Annotated in this window: 21 protein-coding genes and 1 pseudogene; 18 read left to right on the top strand and 4 right to left on the bottom strand. The window is 61.9% G+C overall.

Going from position 1 to position 22113, the window contains the following annotated elements:
* Window positions 1-42: 42 nt before the first annotated feature.
* Both ACIA76_RS37195 and ACIA76_RS37200 read right to left on the bottom strand, forming a co-directional pair.
* On the bottom strand, window positions 43-1503 hold the full coding sequence (locus ACIA76_RS37195; RefSeq protein WP_397159043.1) for a DHA2 family efflux MFS transporter permease subunit: 1461 nt from the start codon (window positions 1501-1503) through the stop codon (window positions 43-45).
* A gap of 162 nt (window positions 1504-1665) precedes the next feature.
* A complete protein-coding gene (locus tag ACIA76_RS37200) occupies window positions 1666-2109 on the bottom strand; it encodes an RrF2 family transcriptional regulator (RefSeq protein WP_397159045.1) in 444 nt (147 codons plus the stop codon).
* Between the two features lie 467 nt (window positions 2110-2576).
* Here ACIA76_RS37200 and ACIA76_RS37205 point away from each other — a divergent pair, with 467 nt between their 5' ends.
* On the top strand, window positions 2577-4301 hold the full coding sequence (locus tag ACIA76_RS37205; protein WP_397159047.1) for an NAD(P)/FAD-dependent oxidoreductase: 1725 nt from the start codon (window positions 2577-2579) through the stop codon (window positions 4299-4301).
* 161 nt (window positions 4302-4462) lie between these two features.
* On the opposite strand, the gene ACIA76_RS37210 is transcribed toward ACIA76_RS37205, so the two are convergent.
* Entirely contained in the window at window positions 4463-4951 is a 489-nt protein-coding gene (locus ACIA76_RS37210; RefSeq protein WP_397159049.1) for a transposase, read from the bottom strand.
* Between the two features lie 21 nt (window positions 4952-4972).
* Window positions 4973-5119, bottom strand: a complete 147-nt coding sequence (locus ACIA76_RS37215; RefSeq protein ID WP_397159051.1) for a hypothetical protein — start codon at window positions 5117-5119, stop codon at window positions 4973-4975.
* 362 nt (window positions 5120-5481) lie between these two features.
* On the opposite strand from ACIA76_RS37215, the gene ACIA76_RS37220 reads away from it, so the two are divergent.
* From ACIA76_RS37220 to ACIA76_RS37300, 17 genes and pseudogenes are all read left to right on the top strand, one after another.
* The gene (locus ACIA76_RS37220; protein WP_397159053.1) at window positions 5482-6825 is read left to right on the top strand and encodes a salicylate synthase; all 1344 of its coding nucleotides are present in this window, start codon (window positions 5482-5484) and stop codon (window positions 6823-6825) included.
* The gene (locus ACIA76_RS37225; protein ID WP_397159055.1) at window positions 6767-7858 is read left to right on the top strand and encodes a ketoacyl-ACP synthase III family protein; all 1092 of its coding nucleotides are present in this window, start codon (window positions 6767-6769) and stop codon (window positions 7856-7858) included. Before ACIA76_RS37220 ends, ACIA76_RS37225 begins: the two co-directional genes overlap by 59 nt.
* Before the next feature lies 1 nt (window position 7859).
* On the top strand, window positions 7860-9473 hold the full coding sequence (locus tag ACIA76_RS37230) for a (2,3-dihydroxybenzoyl)adenylate synthase (RefSeq protein ID WP_397159057.1): 1614 nt from the start codon (window positions 7860-7862) through the stop codon (window positions 9471-9473).
* Window positions 9474-9488: 15 nt separating this feature from the next.
* Window positions 9489-9758 carry a phosphopantetheine-binding protein gene (locus ACIA76_RS37235; RefSeq protein ID WP_397159059.1) on the top strand — a complete coding sequence of 90 codons (270 nt, stop codon included), beginning with the start codon at window positions 9489-9491 and terminating at the stop codon, window positions 9756-9758.
* Window positions 9759-9784: 26 nt separating this feature from the next.
* Window positions 9785-10219 carry a cupin domain-containing protein gene (locus ACIA76_RS37240; protein WP_397159061.1) on the top strand — a complete coding sequence of 145 codons (435 nt, stop codon included), beginning with the start codon at window positions 9785-9787 and terminating at the stop codon, window positions 10217-10219.
* 10 nt (window positions 10220-10229) lie between these two features.
* Complete coding sequence (locus ACIA76_RS37245; RefSeq protein WP_397159063.1) at window positions 10230-10556, top strand: hypothetical protein; 327 nt, start codon at window positions 10230-10232, stop codon at window positions 10554-10556.
* 411 nt (window positions 10557-10967) lie between these two features.
* Entirely contained in the window at window positions 10968-11741 is a 774-nt protein-coding gene (locus ACIA76_RS37250; RefSeq protein ID WP_397159065.1) for a cupin domain-containing protein, read from the top strand.
* The gene (locus ACIA76_RS37255) at window positions 11738-12124 is read left to right on the top strand and encodes a cupin domain-containing protein (RefSeq protein ID WP_397159067.1); all 387 of its coding nucleotides are present in this window, start codon (window positions 11738-11740) and stop codon (window positions 12122-12124) included. Before ACIA76_RS37250 ends, ACIA76_RS37255 begins: the two co-directional genes overlap by 4 nt.
* Window positions 12125-12181: 57 nt before the next feature.
* Window positions 12182-13759, top strand: a complete 1578-nt coding sequence (locus ACIA76_RS37260; RefSeq protein WP_397159069.1) for a GMC oxidoreductase — start codon at window positions 12182-12184, stop codon at window positions 13757-13759.
* 14 nt (window positions 13760-13773) lie between these two features.
* The gene (locus ACIA76_RS37265; RefSeq protein WP_397159071.1) at window positions 13774-15036 is read left to right on the top strand and encodes a DegT/DnrJ/EryC1/StrS family aminotransferase; all 1263 of its coding nucleotides are present in this window, start codon (window positions 13774-13776) and stop codon (window positions 15034-15036) included.
* 46 nt (window positions 15037-15082) lie between these two features.
* Window positions 15083-16342, top strand: coding sequence for a sedoheptulose 7-phosphate cyclase (locus ACIA76_RS37270; RefSeq protein WP_397159073.1), 1260 nt, complete (start codon window positions 15083-15085; stop codon window positions 16340-16342).
* A 2-nt stretch (window positions 16343-16344) separates the two neighbouring features.
* Window positions 16345-16926 (top strand): VOC family protein, encoded by a 582-nt coding sequence (locus ACIA76_RS37275; RefSeq protein WP_397159075.1) that lies wholly within the window; start codon window positions 16345-16347, stop codon window positions 16924-16926.
* Window positions 16927-16940: 14 nt separating this feature from the next.
* On the top strand, window positions 16941-17447 hold the full coding sequence (locus ACIA76_RS37280; protein ID WP_397159077.1) for a cupin domain-containing protein: 507 nt from the start codon (window positions 16941-16943) through the stop codon (window positions 17445-17447).
* A gap of 77 nt (window positions 17448-17524) precedes the next feature.
* Window positions 17525-19153 (top strand): FAD-binding oxidoreductase, encoded by a 1629-nt coding sequence (locus ACIA76_RS37285; RefSeq protein ID WP_397159079.1) that lies wholly within the window; start codon window positions 17525-17527, stop codon window positions 19151-19153.
* 21 nt (window positions 19154-19174) lie between these two features.
* Complete coding sequence (locus tag ACIA76_RS37290; protein ID WP_397159081.1) at window positions 19175-20464, top strand: cation:proton antiporter; 1290 nt, start codon at window positions 19175-19177, stop codon at window positions 20462-20464.
* A gap of 98 nt (window positions 20465-20562) precedes the next feature.
* On the top strand, window positions 20563-20754 hold the full coding sequence (locus tag ACIA76_RS37295; RefSeq protein ID WP_397159083.1) for a hypothetical protein: 192 nt from the start codon (window positions 20563-20565) through the stop codon (window positions 20752-20754).
* Window positions 20755-20948: 194 nt separating this feature from the next.
* Window positions 20949-21325 (top strand): annotated as a pseudogene (locus tag ACIA76_RS37300) (transposase family protein); the annotation flags it as partial.
* Between the last annotated feature and the right edge of the window lie 788 nt (window positions 21326-22113).

The raw sequence follows: 22113 nt of genomic DNA on the forward strand, positions 1-22113 counted from the left end.
TCTCCAGCGAGGGGGCCTCGTCGAAGTTACGGTCAGGACGATTCAGCGCTGGGCCTCAGCTTTGACGGGTGCGACATCTCGAGCGGCGGCGGGGCGCGGACGTCCGACGAAGAACGCGGACGCGGCTATACCGGCGAGCGTGATGATTGCGGGCAGATACATCGACTGCCCGAGCGCGGTGCCGACCTTCTCCAGAATGTGGGGCTGGGTCCCGTCCTTACCGATCGACCCGGTCGGAAGTCCTTGTGCCGTAAGACGGGCCGAGAACAGTGCGCTGAGTGTGGCGGAGCCGAGCACGAATCCGATCTGACGGGTCGTGATGAACACGCCCGCTCCGGCTCCGGCCATCTGGATGGGCAGGTTACGGGTAGCGGTAGCTGCCAGCGGTGCCCAGATGCAGGCATTCGCGATGCCGGCGATCGCGCCGATGATCACGATCAGCGCAATGGACGAATCCGGTTTCATAGCAGCGGAATAGGCGAACAGTGCCGCGGCGAACATGGCGAAGCCGACGGTCGGGATGACCCGCGGCGGCATCCGGTCGGAGATCTTGCCGACGACCGGTGCGAGCACGCCGGTCAGGATGGCCATGGGCACGAAGACCATCGCAGACTTGGTCGGCGACATGTCCCGTACCTGCTGCAGGTAGAAGTAGGCGAGGATGAACAGGCCGTTCACAGCGGCGGCCATGGCGACGACGGCCAGGTTGGCCAGTGCGAAGTTGCGGTCGGCGAACAGATGCAACGGCAGTAGTGGCTCGCGAGTGTTGCGGGACTGGTTGATCGCGAACAAACCTAGGATCACCGCTCCTGCCACGATCATTCCCCAGATGACGCCATCCCAGCCGCGGTCACTGCCTTCCTGGATGCCGAATATCAGCAGGAACATGCCGAGCGCGGACAGCAGCATGCCGACGATGTCGAAGGTGTGCTCGTGGGTCTCCAGTGACGGAACCAGCCATGCCGCCAGTAGGAACGCGACGATGCCGATCGGCACGTTCACGTAGAAGATCCACTGCCAGCCTTGCTGGTCCACCAGTAGGCCACCGAGAATCGGTCCGACCAGGGTGGCCAGGCCGGCGACGCCGCCCCACAGGCCCATTGCTGCACCGCGCTTGTCCGGCGGGAAGGTGCGAGTGATGATGGCCATGGTCTGCGGGGTCATCAGCGCGGCGCCCAGGCCTTGCGCCACCCGCGCTGCGATGAGCATATGGATGCCGGTGGATGCGCCGCACCACAGCGAGGCTGCGGTGAATTCCACCAAGCCGAGCAGGTAGATGTTCTTGGGGCCGAAGCGGTCACCGAGTCGGCCGGTGATCAGGAGCGGGACGGCATAGGCGAGCAGATATGCGCTGGTGGCCCAAATGACCTGGGAAACATCGGCTTGTAGATCTTTCATGATCGCCGGGTTGGCTACGGCGACGATGTTCATGTCCAGCAGCAGCATGAAGAAGCCGACGATGACCGCGTACAGAGCAGGCCACGGGTTACGTTGAGGGGGCATGGATTTCGATTCCTATCTGGCTCGGATGGTCCGGGTGCGGGCGACAAATCGGTCTGCGGACGCCGAACAGCCCAAGGTTCGGTAAGGGTCTTAACTGCAATTGCGATGGTTACATTTACATCCGAAATAAAGCGGAGGAACAAATCCTCCGCTACCGGTCGATCAGTGCGATTGTTGTGTGAGCGCACGCCCTTTCGTCAGGACCTGCTGGACCAGATGGGCGATGGTTGTCCGGCCGAGTCGTTCCTCGAGGGCCCGTTCCGCTGCCTGGAATTCCGCATCCAGCAGCGCGTGCATATGTCGGCCGACCTCGCAGGTCTCATTGGCGGGATGTGCGTGACGTGGCAGCACCGTCCCCTGTTCGACCGCCGCGTACGCGGCGTACAGCGTGATCTTGTAGGGCGGGCGGGCAAGGGTCCAGCCGCCGCTGCGCCCCTCCGTGGATTGCACCAGCCCGGCCTCGCGCAGGTTGCTGAGAATGCGCCGCACCAGTACTGGGTTGCTCATCATGCTGTCCGCGATCTCGGCGGACGTCAGCGAACGATCCCATCGTGCCAACATCGTCAGTGCGTGAATCGCTGCAGCACTTCGGCTACTGAGGGCCACTGCGACCTCCTTTGTGTCTGCTATGCCCGCACTCTAACTGTAACCAGGATAATTCCAGTTTCTGTCGAGTGTCAACCGCGAAGTACACGGCGCGCTCCGCACGCTTTCATCAGTGTCTCCAGCTGGTCTATATCGCCGCCAATCCCTCCGGCCGGTATTGGCGTGTCTCTACCGCCGCATGGATCCCAGGAGATCAGTGGCGAGCGGTAGTTTCAACGAAGGGTGAATTCCCATCATGGTTTCCCGGTTCGAGCATGCGTAGGAAGGTCTCGAAAGTGAATGCTTGCGCACTGCGTAATGGCGATAACGGCTGGCGTTCCCGTCCCGCCGGCGAGACATTGGGGTTCCGGTCTTCCGGTGCGGTTGTCGGCGGGCCCCATTCGGATACTTGACGTAATATTTGGCCAGGGCGGTAATCGGCGAATTGGACGAGACTGCGGATCGGTATTCTCTACCCGGACGATCGGATGAGCGACTGGATTCGAACTACGACAACTGATGACGAGCTCCGATATTCGCTTGTAGGATTATTGCGTTCGGTGTTTCGCTCGATATTCTGTGGATCCACACTCAAACAGAATTCATTGACGATTCATGAACTGGGTTCCGTGGCGCGGCTGTCGGCGGGTGCCTACGAACTGTTCGGTGGGGTTGCTTCAGTCCTTTTGAGAGGAGAAATGGTGAACCGCTCTACACAAGTGCTGGTAGTTGGTGGGGGTCCTGCGGGCTCCACTGTTGCGAGCCTGCTGGCTCGCGAGGGAATCGATGTCACGCTCATGGAGAAGGAGAACTTTCCGCGCTACCACATCGGCGAGTCACTGGTGCCGTCGTGCGTGCCTATCCTGGAGTTGCTCGGCGTACGCGACAAGATCGAGTCCCATGGCTTCCAGAAGAAGTGCGGAGCCTTGTTCGACTGGGGGGGTGAGAGGTGGGACGTAACATTCGGTGAAAAATCTGACGAGGGTACCTATTCCTATCAGGTTCAGCGTGCCGAGTTCGACCACTTGCTGTTGGAACACGCGAAAAGCTTGGGCGTCACGGTCCTCGAAGGTGTTGAGGTCAAGCGGCTGGTGTTCGACGGGGATCGGCCACGGTCAGCGATCTGGGTGGAGGCCGGGTCGGACGATAAGGTGCAGGAGCATGAGATCGGCTTCGACTACATCATCGACGCCTCCGGCCGGGCAGGCCTGATGAACGCGCGTCATTTGCGCACCCGCCGGTACCACGATGTGTTTCAGAACATCGCGGTCTGGGGCTATTGGGAGGGCGCGAAGCCGCTGCCCGCAGGCCCCGAAGGCGCAATCGCGATCTGCTATGTCACTGACGGCTGGTTATGGGGCATCCCGCTCAGCGACGGCCAGTTCAGCGTCGGGTTGGTCACGCACAAGGATCTCTTCCGGACGAAGCGGCAAGAGGGGCAAAGCCTCGACGAAATTTACCAGGCCGCGATCAAGGAGAGCCCCGTGATCGCGGACATGTTGGCACCGGCGCAGCTGGTCTCGCCCCTCGGCACCGAAAAGGACTACTCCTATACTTCGGAGCAATTCGCCGGACCCGGCTACTTCCTTGTGGGGGACGCCGCATGCTTCCTGGACCCGTTGCTTTCGACCGGTGTGCATCTTGCCATGTACAGCGCGATGGTCGCTGCCGCCAGCCTGGCGAGCGTGCTGCGAGGCGAATTCACAGAAGGCGCTGCTCAGCAGCACTATGAGAAGGCCTACCGGCAAGCGTACCTCCGCCTGATGCTGGTGGTCTCCAGTCTGTATCAGAAGAATGGCGGAACCGACTCCTACTTCTGGGAGGCTCAACGCCTTACTCTGCGCGACTGTAGTGACGTCGACCTGAAGCAGTCCTTCGTGGATGTGATCTCGGGTATCGAAGACCTGCGGGACGCTCAGGCCACCCTCGACCTTGCCCTGGAGACCACCGGTAAGGCAATGGCGGAGTGGGGCGGATGGCATTGGAAGCCGTCGGATCTGAACAGCTCGGACCTGAACGGGTCCGAATGGAAGAAGGCTCTGGAGCAGAACGGTGATCTCGACGCGTTGTCGGCCGAGGAGCGAGAGCTACAGGAGGTGCGGTCCCAGTTCTTCGACACCGCGTTGCAGCGTCCCCCGACGACGTTGCCGGAGGATGCGCGCGGACTGTATGTCGTGACGAAGCCTCGTCTGGGCCTGGCTCTCCTCTCCTGAGCGGATATCCGGTGGACCGCCGGCCAGCGCGTAGCGTGGGCCTGAGGCGCCTTATGTGTGTTGACTTGTTCAGGCGAGCCCGAGGGGGAGTAGCGCGTGCGCGCACAGGGTTGCCGCGGTGCAGGTGAGCAGTCCCCAGAAGGTATGCACACGGTGACGGGTCAGTCCGAGGTTGTCTGTGATCTCACCGTTGGTGGTTTCGATCCTGTTGCGCACATCGCAATCGCATGCAACCGGGCAGGAGGGTCGGTGTGCGGTTGGGCACGGAAGGGTGCCAGGACCACGTGGGTGCCGCGAGCGGTCTGGCCGGTGGCGAAGGCGCGACCGGTGAAACCACGATCCGGCAGCAGCCCGGCCGGTGGCACGACGCCGTCGAGCAGGTCGGCGGCCACCGTGCGCTCGTCCGCTGCGGCGCGGGTGATCTCCCAGGCCCGCACCAGGCGGCTGTCCAGATCACAGCGCAGGCCGAGCCGGAACCCGTAAAAACACTCGCCGTGGGCGGCGTCGCGGCCGAAGCGGGCCACGAGATCGGCTGGGCCGCACCACGAGTCGTGACCCCTGACCCGGGAAGGATGCTCGACCGGTAGTGCGGTGGTGTCGATCTGCTGCCAGTCATCGACAGGGATCGCGGCGGTGAGGTGGGTGCGCAACTGCTCGAATGCGCCCCACAGTCAGCGGACCCACCGGTTGAACTCGCTCTGCACCGGCAGCGTGGGGAACAGGTCTCCGTGCTCGGCGCGTACCTGCACCACCCCGGCCTTGATCGAATCGCCGGTGAGCACGTAGAGGTGGACGAACAGACCGTCGAGGGCGAGCATGACAGTGGGCCTTCGGAAATGCGCCAAAGGCCCACCCATGTCAACCCATATAAGGCGCCTTAGCGGTCCGACCGGTGTGCCCTGGCAGTCGGAGAGCGCAATGTCCCGCCTGGCGGGACATTGCGCTTTTTCGCGTTCGATCTACTTGATTACCGCTGGTGGATTTCGAGAACGGAGAGAGCTGGCCGGACACGGATATACGTGCCATTCTGAATATAGGCGCGGGAGCCCGGGGGAACTGAATTTAGAAATTTTGAATCCGTTAGAGCATGTATCTCTCGCATGCTCGAAAGCCTATGGAAATTTTCTCTGCATTACGGTCGATGCAGCTAATGGAAGCGAGGTCAGTCGAGATGGGTCGGATGGATTTGCTACCCTACATCGAGACGATAATCGAGGTATCGGAAGATCCGCTCGTCATGGCGGCCCGATTGGCCGAGGACGGACCGCACGGTGAATTCGTCATTTACGAGAAAGGTGGCAGTTGGTCCTACGCTGGCGGCGTGCTCGCCGACGTTCGTCTCGATCGGGACGGAGCGCAGATGCGCGGAGCGTACGAAGCGCACCTGGAATGGAGCGATCAGCCCCTGCAGCAGGTGCGGGAATTGCTAACCATGCTGCCGGTCCGTGGTTGGCGGGCCTACGGTTGCGTGTCGTTCGAACTGTCCTATGGCATGACCGGCAACCAGGAGCATCTGGGCAACGAGACGCTTCTGCACCTCATGGTGCCTTGTAGCGAGGTGCGCTTCGATTCGGGTTCGGCGTATGTCCGCTCCACTGATTCGGCGACCTTGGCCGTACTCGTCGACCTCCTCACCGCTCCGGCCGAAAGAAAAGCGGTACCCGCTGTCTCTGTCGACGTGCGGCGTGTCGGCCGGGACGAGTACTGCGATGCAGTCGTGAGCGCGGTGCAGGAGATCACCGCGGACCGTCTGCAAAAGGTGATCCTGTCGCGTCCGGTCGAATTGGATCGGGAAATCGACCTGATCGCCACCTATGTGCTAGGCCGCCGAAACAACAACCCAGCTCGTTCGTTCCTGCTGTGCATGGAAGGCCTGGAGGCGGCGGGATTCAGCCCGGAGATCGTTGTCAGCGTGACTTCGGAAGGAAGTGTTGTCAGCCAGCCGCTCGCCGGCACTCGCGCGCTGAGCTCGGATGCGGCCGCGAACAGCGCCAAACGTGCAGAGTTGCTCTCTTCGTCGAAAGAGATCTACGAGCACGCGATTTCGGTCAAGGTCGGTAACGACGAGCTGCTGACCGTCTGCGACCCCGAATCGGTTGTCGTGCGGAATCTGATGGGGATCGAGGAACGCGGCAGTGTTCAGCATATCGGGTCGCAAGTAACCGGCAGGTTGGCCGCCGGCCGGGACGCATGGGATGCCTTCGCCGCTGTCTTCCCCGCGGTGACGGCTTCGGGCGTGCCGAAAACAGCCGCCTACGAGACCATCCGCAAGCTGGAGACCGAGCGCAGGGGGCTCTACAGCGGTGCGGTCCTGACCGTCGATCAGTCCGGCGAGCTGGATGCGGCACTCGTGCTGCGGTCAGTTTACCGCCAGCACGGCCGGACATGGCTGCGGGCGGGCGCTGGGATCGTCGGCCAGTCTCTTCCGGAACGGGAATTCGAAGAGACCTGCGAGAAGCTCGATAGTGTCGCACGGTTTCTCGTCGCGGATGCACTCACGGCGAGGTGCTCGGATGAGGACTGAAAATGTCTATCTGGCAGGTATCGGCAGCATCGTTCCGGAACTGGTGAGCACGGAGTACGCGGTATCTCGGGGCTGGTACGACGATGCTCTGCTGGCGGCGTCCAAGCTCATTTCTGTCGCGGTGAGCGATTCGACCCCCGCCCCAGATATGGCGGTCGGTGCGGCGCACACAGCCATCAGCCGTTCGGGCCATAATGCCGATGAATTCGGCATCCTCTTACACAGCTATACGCATCACCAGGGACCGGACGGCTGGTCGGCGGCAAACTACATCCTGCGGCATACCGTGGACCGGCCGATTCCGGCGGTGGAGATCCGACAGGCATGCTTGGGCATGATGGCCGCCATCGAGTTGGCCGGGAACCGGTTGATCGCCAACCCCGCATACCCGGCCGCGCTCGTCACATCGGCGGACAACTTCTCCACGCCGCTGGTGGATCGCTGGCGTGCCTCGTCAGCGTTCGTGCTGGCCGACTCGGGGTCGGCAGTGGTGCTGTCGACCTCCGGAGGATTCGCCAAACTGCTAGCCATCGGATCCACGTCCGATGCACGAATGGAAATTCTGGACCGCGGCGGCGAGGATCTGTTCCCACCTAGTGTGACCCGGGGCCAGTCGCTGGATTTCGAGAAGCGCAGAGCGTACATGCGCCAACAATGGGCGGCAGGCATCGCTCCGCCGATCGGGCACTTTGGCGACACCGTCGCTGCCGTGGTCGCGGAAACCTTGAAGGAAGCCGGGCTGGCGATGGCCGACATCGCGCGGGTGGCACATCCTGGATTCGGCTGGGATGGGCTCGAGACCTTGTTCCTCGACCCGATTGGAATCGATGCCGATCGGGGAGTCTGGGACTACATCCGGCGGATCGGGCATGCCAGCGCAACGGAGGTACTGCTCGGACTCGAGCATTTGTGGACCAGCGGTGCGGTCGTCCCCGGTGATCATGTGCTCTTGGTCGGGGCGGGGGCCGGTGGGTCAGCTGGCTGTGCGGTGGTCGAAATTCTGACAGCCTGTGAATCGCCTGCGGGGAGCTGACATGTTGGCCGGATGCACACCCTGGCCCGCCGAGGCCGCCGATCGGTACCGGGAACTCGGGTTGTGGCGCTCGGAGCCGCTTGGAGCGGTACTGCGCACCGCGGCATCGCGGTACGGTTCGGCGGCCGCCGTAGTACACGGGTCGCGCCGAATCTCGTACGCGGAATTGGACCATTGGGTCGACCAAATGGCCGCTGGGTTCGCCAGCTACGGTGTCGTGGCCGGCGAGCGGGTGATCGTTCAGCTCCCGAACTCGGCGGAATTCATCGCGGTCTGTTTCGCACTGTTTCGGCTCGGTGCCAAACCGGTATTCGCCCTGACCGCGCACCGGGCGCAGGAGATCGGGCATCTGTGCCGGATCACCGGCGCGGTGGCATACGTGCTGCCGGGCATGTATCGAGGGTTCGATCATCCGACCCTGGCCAGATCTATGCGGGCCGACAACCCCGGTCTGCGGCTGTTGTTCAGCCTGGGGAGTGCGGGTGACGACCTGATCGATCTGGCCAGCGTTGCCGGCGAACCGATCGGCATGCCGGAACAAGATGCTTCCGATGTGGCGTTCTTCCTGCTCTCCGGGGGGACGACCGCGCTGCCGAAGGTCATTCCGCGAACCCACGACGACTACGTGTATCAGACTGGTGCCGCGGCCGAGACAATCGGGATGTCCGCATCGGACGTGTATCTGGCCGTACTCCCACTGGAGTTCAACTTCACCTGGGGCTGTCCTGGCGTGATCGGCACTCTGGCATCGGGCGGCACGGTTGTACTGGCCGACGATCCCTCGCCCGACGACTGCTTTGCGCTCATCGAAACCGAAAGGGTCACGGTGACTTCGGTGGTGCCGAGTGTCGCGCAACTCTGGCTGGAGGCGGCGGAATGGACCAGCGCGAAGCTGGCCAGTCTCCGAGTCATGCAGATCGGCGGAGCGATGTTGCCGACGGCGCTCGCCGAACGGATCGAACCGACATTCGGCTGTCGGCTGCAGCAGGTATTCGGCATGGCCGAAGGCCTTCTCACCCTCACTCGTCCGAATGACCGAGCGGAATTGGTGCTCGCCTCTCAGGGTCGGCCGTTGTCGAGCGAGGACGAGGTCCGGATCGTCGGGGCGGACGGCACGGATGTACCGGTCGGGGAAGTGGGTGAGCTCCTCGCTCGGGGCCCGTACACGCTCCCTGGCTACTACCGCGCCCCTGAGCACAACGCCACCGCATTCACGGCCGACGGGTACTACCGAAGCGGGGATTTGGCACGGCTGACCGAGGAAGGTCATGTCGTCGTCGAGGGCCGAATAAAAGATGTTGTCATCCGCGGCGGCGACAAGGTTTCGGCAGCTGAGGTAGAGGAGCACCTTCTCGTTTCTCCAGGAATTCTTCGGGCTGCGGTCATCGGGCTTGCGGACGATGTTCTAGGGGAGCGCATTTGCGCCTGTCTCGTTGTATCCGGAGATCGGCCGTCGTTGCCGGATATCAGACAACACCTGCACGATCGCGGACTTGCCCATTACAAACTTCCCGACCGGGTCGAATTCATCAGCGAGCTCCCGGTTACTCCGCTCGGCAAGGTGGACAAGAAAGCCTTGGCTCTCTTGTTCGTCCGCTCGGCGGCACCGCGATAACTCAGAGAGGCAGAAATGAACACCGCTGGCAAGGAAACCATGAGCCGACCCGACGAGCGAGAATTGCGGGAGTTGATTGCACCGCTGCTCGATATGTCACCCGAAGATATATCAGCCGATGCAAACCTGATTCTGCTCGGCATGTCGTCGATCGCTGTCATGCGCCTTGTGGGCCGCTGGCGCCGGGGCGGCCTGCCCGTGGTTTTCGAGGAGCTGGCCTCCACGCCCACGATCGCGAGCTGGCTCGCGCACTTCGACAAAATCGACGACCGGCAATCGAAATAGCTGGTGAAGTCGCACGGAGCCGTGTTGTGAACTTCGACTACGAGGGTGGGATGGCCTTGGTTTCAGAAGTTGTTATTTCCGATCTCGTCGAGCCGTCCATTGTTCATGGTGTGCACGGCGCGGACGGGGTTTCCCAGTGGAAGTGTTTCGCGCGCAGAAGCGATCTCCACGGGGATTGGGAGGCCATAGAGTGGGCGGCGCTGCCCCCGAACGGGATCAGCGGTGAGCACGTACACACCCGTACGGAGGAATTGTATTTCATCGTTTCTGGTGCCGGAATCATGATTATCGATGAGCGGGAATATCCCGTGCGGAGTGGGGATCTTATTTTGAACGGTCTCGGTACCAGGCACGGTTTGCGGAATGTGGGCTCGGAGACGCTGACCTGGATCGTGATCGAAGTTCTGGGGCCGACGACGGCTGCGATGCTCTCTGAATATCAGCAGCAATTCGAATGTTAGGGGACATGTAATGAAGAATGCCGTACTGATCAATCTCCGTGCGGTGCGGGAGACCGACGCGCGCAATCATCTGACCGGACCACTGGGGCGGATCCGGCTGCCGCGGCTACAGCCCGGTGAGCGTGAAACCCTCGTTGCCGACACCCAGGAACACACCCTGTTCACTGTGCAGGGCACCGGGACCGCCGTTACCGGATCTGCGACGGTTCCCCTGCACCACGGGGTGGCGCTGACCCTGCCGTTGGGTTCTAGTGTCACTGTCGAAGCGGGTACCGACGGGCTGGAGGTCTTCATCGCCAGCCTTGACACCCCCCAGCGGTCCGCGGATGCATCGTGATCTGCACTACGGTCAGCGGTCCGAGCCGTACGTCGGACGATTCGGCTTGGCGATGCCTCGCGCGCCGGGGAATGCTGCACAGCGAATGTGAGGCCATCGATTACCTCCGGCTGGCTGCCGGAGCTGTTCGCGACGGCGGCGGCCGGGCAGGCCTCGAGGAGGCATGGTTCGTCCTCAGCGGTGAGGGCGAGTTCATTTCCGGCCCGTCGTCCTCGATCCCGCTGCGGGCCGGCGACCTCCTGCTTTGGTCGGGCGGAACCAGTGGCTGGTTGTGCAGCGGCCACGCGAGTCCCCTCGAGCTCATATCCATTGCGGTCCTGCCCGCTCCGATCGCCGAGCGGTTGCCGATACGCAGGCCGGTGATATGGGCGAAATGAATTTTTCGAGAATGCTGGCACCGCGGTGCCGGAGGTGTCGCAACGGCATTCGGGCAACCGTGCACGACTGGAGGCAATAATGGTCGGAAGATTAACTGTTACAACACTTGACGAGCCTTCCCATGTCTATGCAATGCATGGGGGCGAAAAGGTTGCGCAGTGGAAATGCCTGGTCCGCCGGAACAATCTATTCGGGGCCTGGGAAGCAGTCGAATGGTCATGGCTGCCGCCGGGTGGAGCCAGTGGCGAGCACTTGCACAACCGGACCGAGCAGATCGACTACATCGTCTCCGGCTCGGGCGTGATGACAATCGATGGACGCGACCATCCGGTCGGCCCCGGCGATGTGATCCTGACTGGACTGGGAACCAGCCATGGGCTGCGAAATGTAGGCGACAGCGAGCTCATCTGGCTAGTGTCCGAGGTGGCAGGCCCAGTCGCGCGCGGAGTCCCGGCGGATGACGCCGCGGCGGCGGGTGACGGCAGCAACGCTGCGGTACTCGATCTCCGGGCGATCGGCGCGATCGACGCTCAGGTACTGCTGAGAGGGCCGTTACAGGGCGCCCGGCTGGTGCGATTGCAGGCGTCGCAGACCGAGACCCTGGTGTCGGGGACCCAAGAGCATGTGCTGTTCACACTGGACGGCGATGGGCAGGCGGTCACCAATTCCGCGGCCTTCCCGTTGCGGCACGGGGTGGCAGTTGGAGTACCACTCGGCGGCAGCGTCACGCTCGAGGCCGGTGTTACCGGACTCGAGTGCTATGTCGTAATGGTTGCGGTCGATGCGAACTCCAGGGGTGCACTGTGATCGTTTCCAGCATTCGGGACGGACTCACTACGACATTCGATGACGAGCTCGGCGAGGCGGTGTTCCGGTGCCTCGGTCGGCGGGGAATGTTGTACAGCGAATGCGAGTCCTTCGATTATGTGCGGCTCGCTCCGGGTGCCGGACTCGACGGCCGAGGCCGCGACGAAGTCGAAGAGGCATGGTTCGTGCTGAGCGGTGAAGGCGAAATCCGCGATGAAGCGGGGTTTTCAATTCAGGTGCAGCAGGGCGATCTGATCCTCTGCGCCGATGCGACCAGCGGGCACTGGCACAATACGGCGAATGCACCACTAGAGATGCTTTTCATCGCACTGATGCCGGCTTCGATCAGTCAATTGTTGCCGATTCGCACACCCATGTCCTGATCCGGCCGGATCGACACTCAATTCATTTCGATAGATATAAGGGAAATAGCAGGCGAGATGAGTCGTAAGCCGAACGAATGCGTCGAAACCGACGTACTCGTCATAGGGTCCGGGCCGGTCGGCTGTACGTTCGCCCGCAGGTTGGTCGAGGGCGGCCGGCAGGTCATGATGGTCGATACGGGACCGATGCTCTCAGCCCGACCGGGCGAGCACCTGAAGAACACATACATCTATCAGCGGAGTATCGACCGGTTCGGCGCGCTGATCCGCGGTCATCTGCACCCGTTGTCGGCGCACCCTCGTCGGTCTGTCGCGCCGGATCAGCTGATCAGCCTCGAGACCGGCGTCGCCACCTACGCGGTCGGCGGCATGGCCACGCATTGGACCGGCGTTACACCCAGGCATCATCCGACCGTCGAACGTGCGGACTGTATTCCGGCCGGTGAGTGGGACGGGCTCTATGCCGAGGCCGAGGCGCTCCTCGACACACATGCACAGGTATTCGCTGATTCCATTCGGCATCAGGTGGTGCAGGGCGCGCTGACTGCGGAATACCCGGAACTGCCCACGGCCTACCAGGTGCAGCACCTTCCACTCGCCGCCAGGCGCCGTCCCGGCCAGCCGGGACTCGTCCGGTGGAGTGGCGCGGACACCGTTCTAGGGCCGTTGGCAGACGGTTCCCGCGACGGCGACGCGTTCACACTGCGCGACCAGCATGTCTGTCGGCGGTTGCAGCTTTCACGGGACGGCGAGCGGATCGAGTATGCCGAGGTCGAGGACCTTGTCAATGGGCTGACGATTCGGATCGAGGCCGATACCGTAGTCGTCGCCTGTGGTGCAGTGCTGACCGCGCAACTGCTCTATGCCTCCGGCATCCGGCCGAGGGCGCTCGGTCGGTATCTCACCGAGCAGCCGGTCGCCTTCGGCCAAATCGTGCTCCGGGACGCACTTGTCGACGGCATCCGGTCTGCCGCCAAGTTCAGCGAACAGGTCCGGACCCATCAGACCCGTTATCCGCAGGACACGATGCCTATCCCACCCGATGATCCCGATCCCAATGTGTGGATCCCGGTATCCGAGGATCGCCCCTGGCACTGCCAGATTCATCGGGACATCCCGTACGACGACATGGTGCCGAATTCGGACGTCGACGACCGTGCGATCGTGGACCTGCGCTGGTTCGGTTTAGTTGATCCGCGCCCGGGGAACCGTGTGCGTTTCACCGACAGTGCTCTCGACATTTTCGGTATGCCGGAGCCGAATTTCGAATTCTCGCTCGGTGCCGATGATGTCGAGCGGCAGCATCGGATGATGCGGGACCTCCACCGGGCCGCGAATGCACTCGGCCCGTTCCTGTCAGGATCCGAGCCGCGGTTCGTGGTCCCCACCCTGCCGCTGCACATCGCGGGGACCGTTCGGATGGGGTTGGATCCGGAATGCAGCGTGGTCGGTCCCGACTCACAGGTTTGGGGAATCGACAATCTCTTTCTCGGCGGAAATGGCCTGATCCCGACGGCCACCGCGAGTAATCCGACCCTCACCAGTGTCGCGATGGCCTTGCGCTCCGCCCGCAGAATTCTGGGCAACAAGCGCTATGCGCCGGTCCCAAGTCACCGGACCGTGTCAGTTGGATGAGCTACTAGTACGTGATGAAAGGCATGTCCATGACAGGACCTGGATATCTGTTTATTGGTGAGGAAGAGGCGGCTCTGGTGCAGAGCGTGCTGGCGAGCCGCCAGCTCACTCGATACCGATCAGGCGACTCGGACGAGGTGGGACAGTCGATGGTGTTCACGCTCGAGCGTGAGATCGAGCAACGGATGGGGGCTCGGCATTGCATCGCGGTTAACAGTGGCACCTCGGCGCTCCTGGCAGCACTGGCAGCACTGGGAGTGGGGCCTGGTGACGAGGTGATCGTTCCCGGCTATACCTTCATCGCTACGATTGCCGCCGTTGTCCATCGTGGCGCGGTGCCGGTCCTGGCGGAAATCGATGATTCACTGACCCTCGATCCGGACGATGTGATTCGGAGAATTACGCCGAAAACTCGCGCGATCATCGCCGTTCACATGCTGGGTGCGCCGTGCGCTATGGATGAGCTCCGTGCGATCGCGGACGCCAACGGCCTGTTCCTGATTGAGGATGTCGCCCAAGCGTGCGGCGGTAGTTATCGTGGTCGTAGTCTCGGTACGATCGGGGATGCCGGGGCCTTCTCGCTCAATCCGTACAAGATAATCACCGCCGGTGACGGAGGGCTGCTGATCTGCGCCGACGACGGTGTGTACGAACGTGCCTTCGCCTTCCATGATCATGGGTTCAAGCCGCTGCGGCAAGGTATCGCCGAGGCGGACTCGTTGTTCGGCATGAATCTCCGTATGCCCGAACTGAGTGGTGCCGTGGCGCTCGGACAGCTCCGCAAGATCGACGACATTCTCGCCACGCTCCGGCGGCAGCGACGGAGGCTTGACGACGCGATCGGGGACCTGCCGGGAGTGCAACGCCGGCGCCCGAACGACGAAGCCGGTGACTGCTGTTCGCTTCTCGTCCTTCAACTCGACTCGGTCGTCGTCGCCGAGGCGGTGGCGGCACAGCTGGGCACCGCGACGCTCATCAATTCGGGTCGCCACTACTACGGAAATATGCCCCAGCTGCTCGGGCGGCGGATGCCGACGACATCGGAATGCCCGTTCGCGTGCAGTGCCCACCCCACGAACTATTACTATGCGCCGCGAATGTTGCCGAGAACAGACGACGTCCTGGCCCGTTCGATCGCATTGTCTGTGGGTGTCAGCGACGCGTACCTCGGTTCCGGATTCGGTATCGGCCCTTTCTCGACGCCGGACCAGATCGCGTCGGTTGCCGAGGCGCTGCGCATGGCTGTCGCCGCAGCGGCGGTGTCCCAGCGCAAGTAGTTGCCGGACCTCATATTGTCGCATTTGCGAAACGGAAAGGTATGTCATGAACTTGTCGCCGGCCGCTGAGAACAGTGTGGTCGCCGCAACGAAATCCTGTTCGGTCGAATTGGTATCAGAATCGTTGGAGAGCGAGTCGTCCAGTAGTTGGAGCGTCCGTGCGCATCTGGAAGTCGCGTACGAGATCCAGATGCTGGACAACATTCTCGGTGCAGAGAATCGAGCGCTTATCGAGGCGGGTTCGACGGGTCGAGTCGGTCGGCCGCGGCGCTTCATCGTCGTAGACGAGAATGTCCACCTATTGTACGGAAATGCGCTTCGTGGATATTTCGATCATTTCAATTGCGAATACGAACTGTGCGTTCTACCGGCATCCGAAGAGCTTAAGACTATGGAGGCCGTTTTTAGGATAGTCGACGGCCTGGACGACTTCGGAATCTCGCGTCGGCACGAACCGATCATCGGTATCGGCGGCGGTGTCGTAATGGATATCGTAGGACTTGCCAGTAGTCTATATCGCCGTAATACACCCTATGTTCGTGTGCCGACGTCGCTGATTGGTCTGGTGGATGCTGGGGTCGGGATCAAGACTGGAGTGAACTTCGGGCACCACAAGAACCGGCTCGGCTCGTACTTCTCCCCATCGGTTGCGTTGCTCGATCGAGCCTTCTTGAAGACATTGGGTCAGCGGCACGTCAGTAATGGGTTGGCCGAGATACTCAAGCTCGCGCTGATCAAGGACGCGCAGCTCTTCCGCCTGCTCGACGAGCATGCCGAGCTGTTGCTCGACGAGCGGCTGTCGGGCAGGACTGTGACCGGCGAGATCGTTGCCCGAAATGTATTCAGTCGTGCTGTGAGCGGCATGCTCGAAGAGCTGCAGCCGAATCTGTGGGAAAAGAAGCTTGAACGTGTGGTCGACTACGGACACACGTTCAGCCCGACGCTGGAGATGCGTGCACTGCCGGAACTACTTCATGGCGAAGCCGTTTGTGTCGACATGGCCTTCACGACCGTATTGGCCGAAGAGCGTGGCATGGTCTCAGCGCCAGAGCGCGAACGCATCTTCGCCCTGATGCGTCGTCTTCGCCTGCCCATCGGGCACCGCTTGTTCGAAATTGAATTGCTCGAACAGGCGCTGCTCGAGACCACCCGCCATCGCGACGGGCTGCAGCGTGTTCCGCTCCCGGTCGGAATCGGCGGTTCCTGCTTCGTCAACGATCTCACCAGCAGTGAAATCGCCAAGGCCGCCGAGTTGCTGCGGTACCGCGACGAGGTCGCCACATCCATGAGCGGCAAGGGGGTTTGATCATGTCGCAGCTCGATCCGACCGTAGTCGAGAATAGGCCCGGGCCGCGCGGAATTCCGGGGGCGACTACGGTGCATCATGTCGCCTACACGGTCCCGGACCTCGACCAGGCAATAGATTTCTTCGTCCAGGTCATCGGCGCGGAATTGGTCTACGCGCTCGGTCCGGTCCGGGACGATACCGGTGACTGGATGTCCCGTCAGCTCGGCGTGCCGGCCGATGCCAGTGCGCGAGTGGCGATGCTGCGCCTGGGCGCGGTCACAAATCTGGAACTGTTCGAGTACACCGTGTCGGATCAACGCCGCGCGCTTCCGCGCAACTGCGACTGGGGTGGTCATCACCTGGCGATCTACGTCACCGACGTTGACGCTGCGGTGGAGTATCTGCGAACGCAGCCGGGTGTTCGCATACTCGGAGAACCGGAAACCATTGTCGATGGTCCGATAGCGGGCGATCGATGGGTCTACTTCTGCACGCCGTGGGGCATGCAGATGGAACTGATCAATTTGCCGCCCGACCTTCCGTTCGAAAAGCAGACAACGGCTCGGCTATTCGTATCGGACGATCCCTGGTCCAACTGGTGAACCGAGAGAGAGTGATGAACGATAATTACACCAGCCAAGCTTCGGCTATCACCCATGTGCCAGCGGGTCAGGGGGCCACGGTCTGGTTCGATGGTGACGTCTACACCGTGAAGGCGAATAAGGAGAATACCAACGGCACATTGGCATTCCTGGAGGCGACGATACCGCCAGGGGGTGGCCCGCCCCCGCATGCTCACACGCTCGAGGACGAGGCGTTCTATATCCTGTCCGGCGAGCTTGAATTCTTTGGCAACGAGCAGCATTTCACGGTCAAGGCCGGAGATTTCGTCTTCGTTCCTCGCGGTGCTGCGCATCGCTTTAATAATATGACTGCACATGCCGTGCGCATGATCTTTCTCTACACGCCTGCAGGCTTCGAGAATTTCTTCGTCGGGGCCGGTGATCCGGCGGTACCGGGGGATCCGATTCCGGTGTGGGGGCCTTCGGAGTTCAAGCGGGCGACCGAAATGGCAGCACGATACGGATGGCAGAAAGCGTCGATTGTAGACGCGGATTCCTGATTGACCGGTACCGGCTGGCGGTAGGCATTGCGGCCGGTTGATCTTTTCTGTACGAGTGTTTTCTAAGGATTTTGCAAATGGTATCTCGCCGCTCATTCATCAGTTCGGCAGCCGCGATGAGCGGTGTCGCGATCGGTGGTGCGCTCATCGGGTGCGCGACCGCACCTGCCGATGGCATCGCCGCAACCGCTAATTCCGCTGATTTCGGGCCGGTGACCGTGAAGCCCGGAGATCGGCGCTATAGCGATCTCGTCGTCGGTGATAACCAGCGCTGGGTGGGTTCCCCGGAATCGGTTCGTATTGTCGGATCCACCAGCCAGGTTGTCGATGCTGTTCAGGAGGCCGTCCGCACCGGTCGTCGACTGGCCGTACGGAGTGGCGGGCATTGTTATGAGGATTTCGTATCCAATTCCGATGTTCAGATGATTATTGATATGTCGGGAATGAGCGCGGTGTATTTTGATGCGAAAATGCAGGCGTTCGCAATCGAACCAGGTGCGCGACTGCTCGCCGTCTATGAAAATCTGTACAAGGGCTGGGGCGTGACGATACCGGGCGGCCGGTGCTACTCGGTCGGCGCGGGCGGGCACATCTGCGGTGGTGGTGACGGGCCGCTGTCGCGTCGGTTCGGGCCGGTCGTCGACCACCTCTACGCCGTCGAAGTGGTTGTGGCGGATGCGAGCGGAAAAGTTCGCAGTGTCGTGGCCACCCGCGAGGAGAATGACCCAAACCACGAACTGTGGTGGGGGCATACAGGTGCTGGAGGCGGCAACTTCGGCGTCGTAACGAAATACTGGATGCGCTCGTCCGGCGTCAACGCCGACGACGACCCCAGTCGGCTGCTGCCCAGCCCGCCCGCTAACGTGTTGCTGACCGGGCAGTCATTCGCCTGGTCGGAGCTGGATCTCGGGAAGTTCGGCCGACTGCTGAAGAACTACAGCAGCTGGCACGAGCGGAACAGCGCGCCGGATTCGCCAGGGGTTGCGGTGGTCTGCTCGCTGTCGCTCAACCATCGGAGCAACGGAAACGTCTCGATGTTCGTCGAGGTCGATGGGTCCGTGTCGAATGCCGAGCAGCTGCTCACTGATTTCGTCAACGAAATCCGCGACGGCGTCACTCCGCCCGGGCCAGTGAACTTCCAGCGGCTGCCGTGGTTGCAGTCTGCACGATATCTTTCGACGAACGCGCCGCTGCTGACGAATCCGACACTACGTGCCGATCACAAGTCGGCGTATCATCGCAAAGCCTTCACGGATGCGGATATCGCGACTATCTATCGATTCCTGACCGCCACGGACGTGAGCAATCCCAATGCAATGCTTGTGCTGATACCCTTCGGCGGAAATATTAATTCGATTCGGCCGGACGCCACAGCTTTTCCGCATCGGAATTCTGTTTTGCAAGCGCTCTATCAAAGCTTCTGGTCCGATGGGTCGGATGATGCGAAGAATCTGAAATGGGTACGCGACTTCTACGGTTCGGTCTATGCTGCTACCGGTGGTGTTCCGATCCTCAATGACAGCACCGATGGATGCTATATCAACTATGCCGATGTTGATCTGTCAGATCCGGCATTCAACCACTCAGGCGTTGCGTGGCACGCTCTGTATTTCAAGGACAACTACCCACGACTGCAGCAGATCAAGGCCAAATGGGATCCAAGGAATGTTTTCCGGCACTCTCAGTCGATCGAGTTGCCACTGTAGCACGACATTGGGGCAGAAATAATGAAACCAGAACTGGTCCCGGCGCTACTGTTCGATCTGGCGCTGATCATTTCGCTGGCGCAGTTGCTGGGTGCGGCCGCACGGCGGCTCGGACAGCCGGCCGTTATCGGCGAGATTCTGACCGGAATTCTCCTTGGCCCGACGCTGTTCCACGGCGCGATCTCTCGCACCTTGTTCCCTCTCGACGTCCGAGCCTCGTTGGCGGTTTTGGCTGATGTCGGCGTCGCCCTGTTCATGTTCGTGGTTGGTCTGGAACTGGAGCGCGGCCTACTACGCGGCCAAGGGCGGATCACCACGACGGTGGCACTCGCTTCGGTGCTGTTGCCGTTGACGCTCGGTGCACTACTTGCTGTTCGTCTGGCCCACAGTCATCGGTTTGAGCAACGGCCGGGATTTGTACTGTTCTTGGGCGCCGCGATGTCGGTCACCGCGTTCCCGGTGCTGGCCCGTATCCTGGCCGACAGAGGTATGATTCGCACTCCGCTCGGAGGATTGGCACTTGCCTGTGCTGCCGTCGACGACGTGTTGGCGTGGTCGCTGCTCGCACTCGTTGTGGTGCTATCCGGTGGCGGGGCGGAGGAATGGCGACTGGTGCTCGCGCCGGTGTACGTGCTCGGCATGGTCGGCGTCGTGCGGCCACTATTGTGTCGCGTCTTGCGCCGGACGAACCGGCTGACAGTGGGTGTGCTGGGAACCGTGTTCGCCGAATTGCTGCTGTCCGGGGCTGCGACCGAATGGATGGGGCTGCACTTCATCTTCGGTGCGTTCCTGTTCGGTGTCGTGATGCCGCGTGCGGAGGCTGCGACTGTACGGGCAGAGCTGCTGGACCGAATGGGGCAGGTGTCCTCGGTGCTCCTGCTTCCGGTATTTTTCACGGTGTCCGGACTCGCCGTAGACTTGTCGGGGCTGGACATGAGCGCGCTCGGTGAATTGGGCCTGATTCTGCTGGTTGCGATCGGCGGGAAGTTCGCGGGTGCTTATGTGGGCGCCCGCGTGCACGGTATCCAGCCACGACATTCGGCGGTGATCGCCACGCTTGTCAATACCCGCGGACTTACGGAGTTGGTCATACTCGCGGTCGGTCTGCAACTTGGTGTGCTGGACTGCACACTTTATTCGATGATGGTCGTCATGGCGGTCGTGACGACCGCCATGACCGGGCCGATGCTGCGTTGGATCTACCCAGACGCGCGGGTCCGGCGCGATGTTCTGGAGCCCCATCCCGGGATGGGCAACCTTGTCGGGCGCCGCGCGGCTGAGGGTCGGAGCGACAGGTCCGACGCCGGGTAACTGTGCACTCGAGATCGAACAGTAGCGGCTGGCGCGGCTGGACCCACGGCATATAACGCCCCGCCAAGCCCGCCGGGGCTTTCGTCGATCAGGAGTTCGTGGAACAGCGGAACGATCCGCTGTTGACTGGTGGCCTCGTCCCCGAATCGATCGCCTCGACATTCGCGCCGCAGGGCCGGTTTTTTCTTTCGGGCGGCGCCCCGACTGCGCTGGCGCCCACGGCGCGGGTTGCTGCCTCTTTGAGCTTGATTCTGTTGGGGATCTTGGTGTTTTCCTGTGCGGCAGCATGATTGACGGACATGCTCGGAAGCTTTTCTGAATGCCGATACAGTATACCTATTTCATCTTTATCCTGACTGGATGTTGTCGGTAGGTAACAACACTGGCTACGGCGTGCCTCTATCGGATACGAGGAAGCCCTTGGTCGGACGGCTGTCGACCAAAATAAGCTGCACCCAAGGGCTTCCGTTGCTACCGTTCGGCGCTGCCGTTGTCACGCCAGACCCTCCACTTCGTTGCGGGGCTGATCCGCCGGCACCGCCGCGCGATCGGCTCGGTGTGGCGCAAGCTCGACCCGGGCAGACAAGCCCTGCTCGTATTGGCCCATCCTGCGCAAACCTACGGCGATCTCGGCGTCGGTTCGAGGTATCGACTTCGACCGCCTGGCAGTATGTGGGCGAGACCGTCGAGCTGCTGGCGGCCCGCGCGCCGAAGCTGAGATCGGCATTGCGGCAAGCGCGTAACGACGGACATGCCTATCTGAACTATTCGGGCAAACACCGCCGCCACGGGATGAGCGTGCAGGTCATCGCGACGTCGGACGGAGACATCGTGTGGGTGTCGGGCGCGCTGCCCGGCAGTGAGCGGCACTGGAGTAACTTGCCAGCACCGTCCCGGACCTGATGGTCGGTGTAGTCGACGAGGAGCGGCGACGGTGTCACGGCTGTCCGGTCTACCTCAGCAAGAACCCCACCAGGTCCAAGACCAGGATCATCGCCACTGGCAACGACGCGGTTCGCCTGCTCGAACACGTGCGTGAGCATGGGGGCAGACTTGTGCGTTTGGTCGCCTGATCGAGGTTCTGCGGCAGATTGTGGTGCCGAACTGCTACCGCGCACGGGCGGCCATCTGTGCTGGCGCACCGAAGACAACGGTGGGCTACCGCCTTCGTCGGCCGTGACCGTCTCCCCCTGCGACACCTCGGCCCGCTACGCCCGCCGCGAGCAGACCACCAGTGAAAGGGATTCCTCGACCACCTCACCGAAACCTGCGCATCCGAGAACATCAAAACGTCATCACTGGTGTGGCCACCACGAACGACGCTCAGGTGCCGCCAGGCATCCACATTCGATTGCGACTACGACTGCCGCAGGGAGTAACCTCATCTCCAGCATCGAACGGCCTCAGCCGCATGTCGCCGAACGACGAAACACCCCGATCCCGGCCGCCGAACGCGCCCAGAACTTCCTTGACCAGCAAGGGATCCCACGCCAGATATCTTGGTGAGCTGCCAACGGCTGACCTGAGAGCTTCAAGATTCCCGATAGAGTCAAGCTTAGTGGTCATGCCTACAAGTTCTTCGGGGGTCAGTGTCCGAGGTAGAGGTCGCAGGCGCAGTCGAGGGCTTCTTGTGGGCTGCCTGCGGTGAA

Source organism: Nocardia sp. NPDC051570 (assembly GCF_044454005.1).
In the GTDB taxonomy this organism is placed as follows: domain Bacteria; phylum Actinomycetota; class Actinomycetes; order Mycobacteriales; family Mycobacteriaceae; genus Nocardia.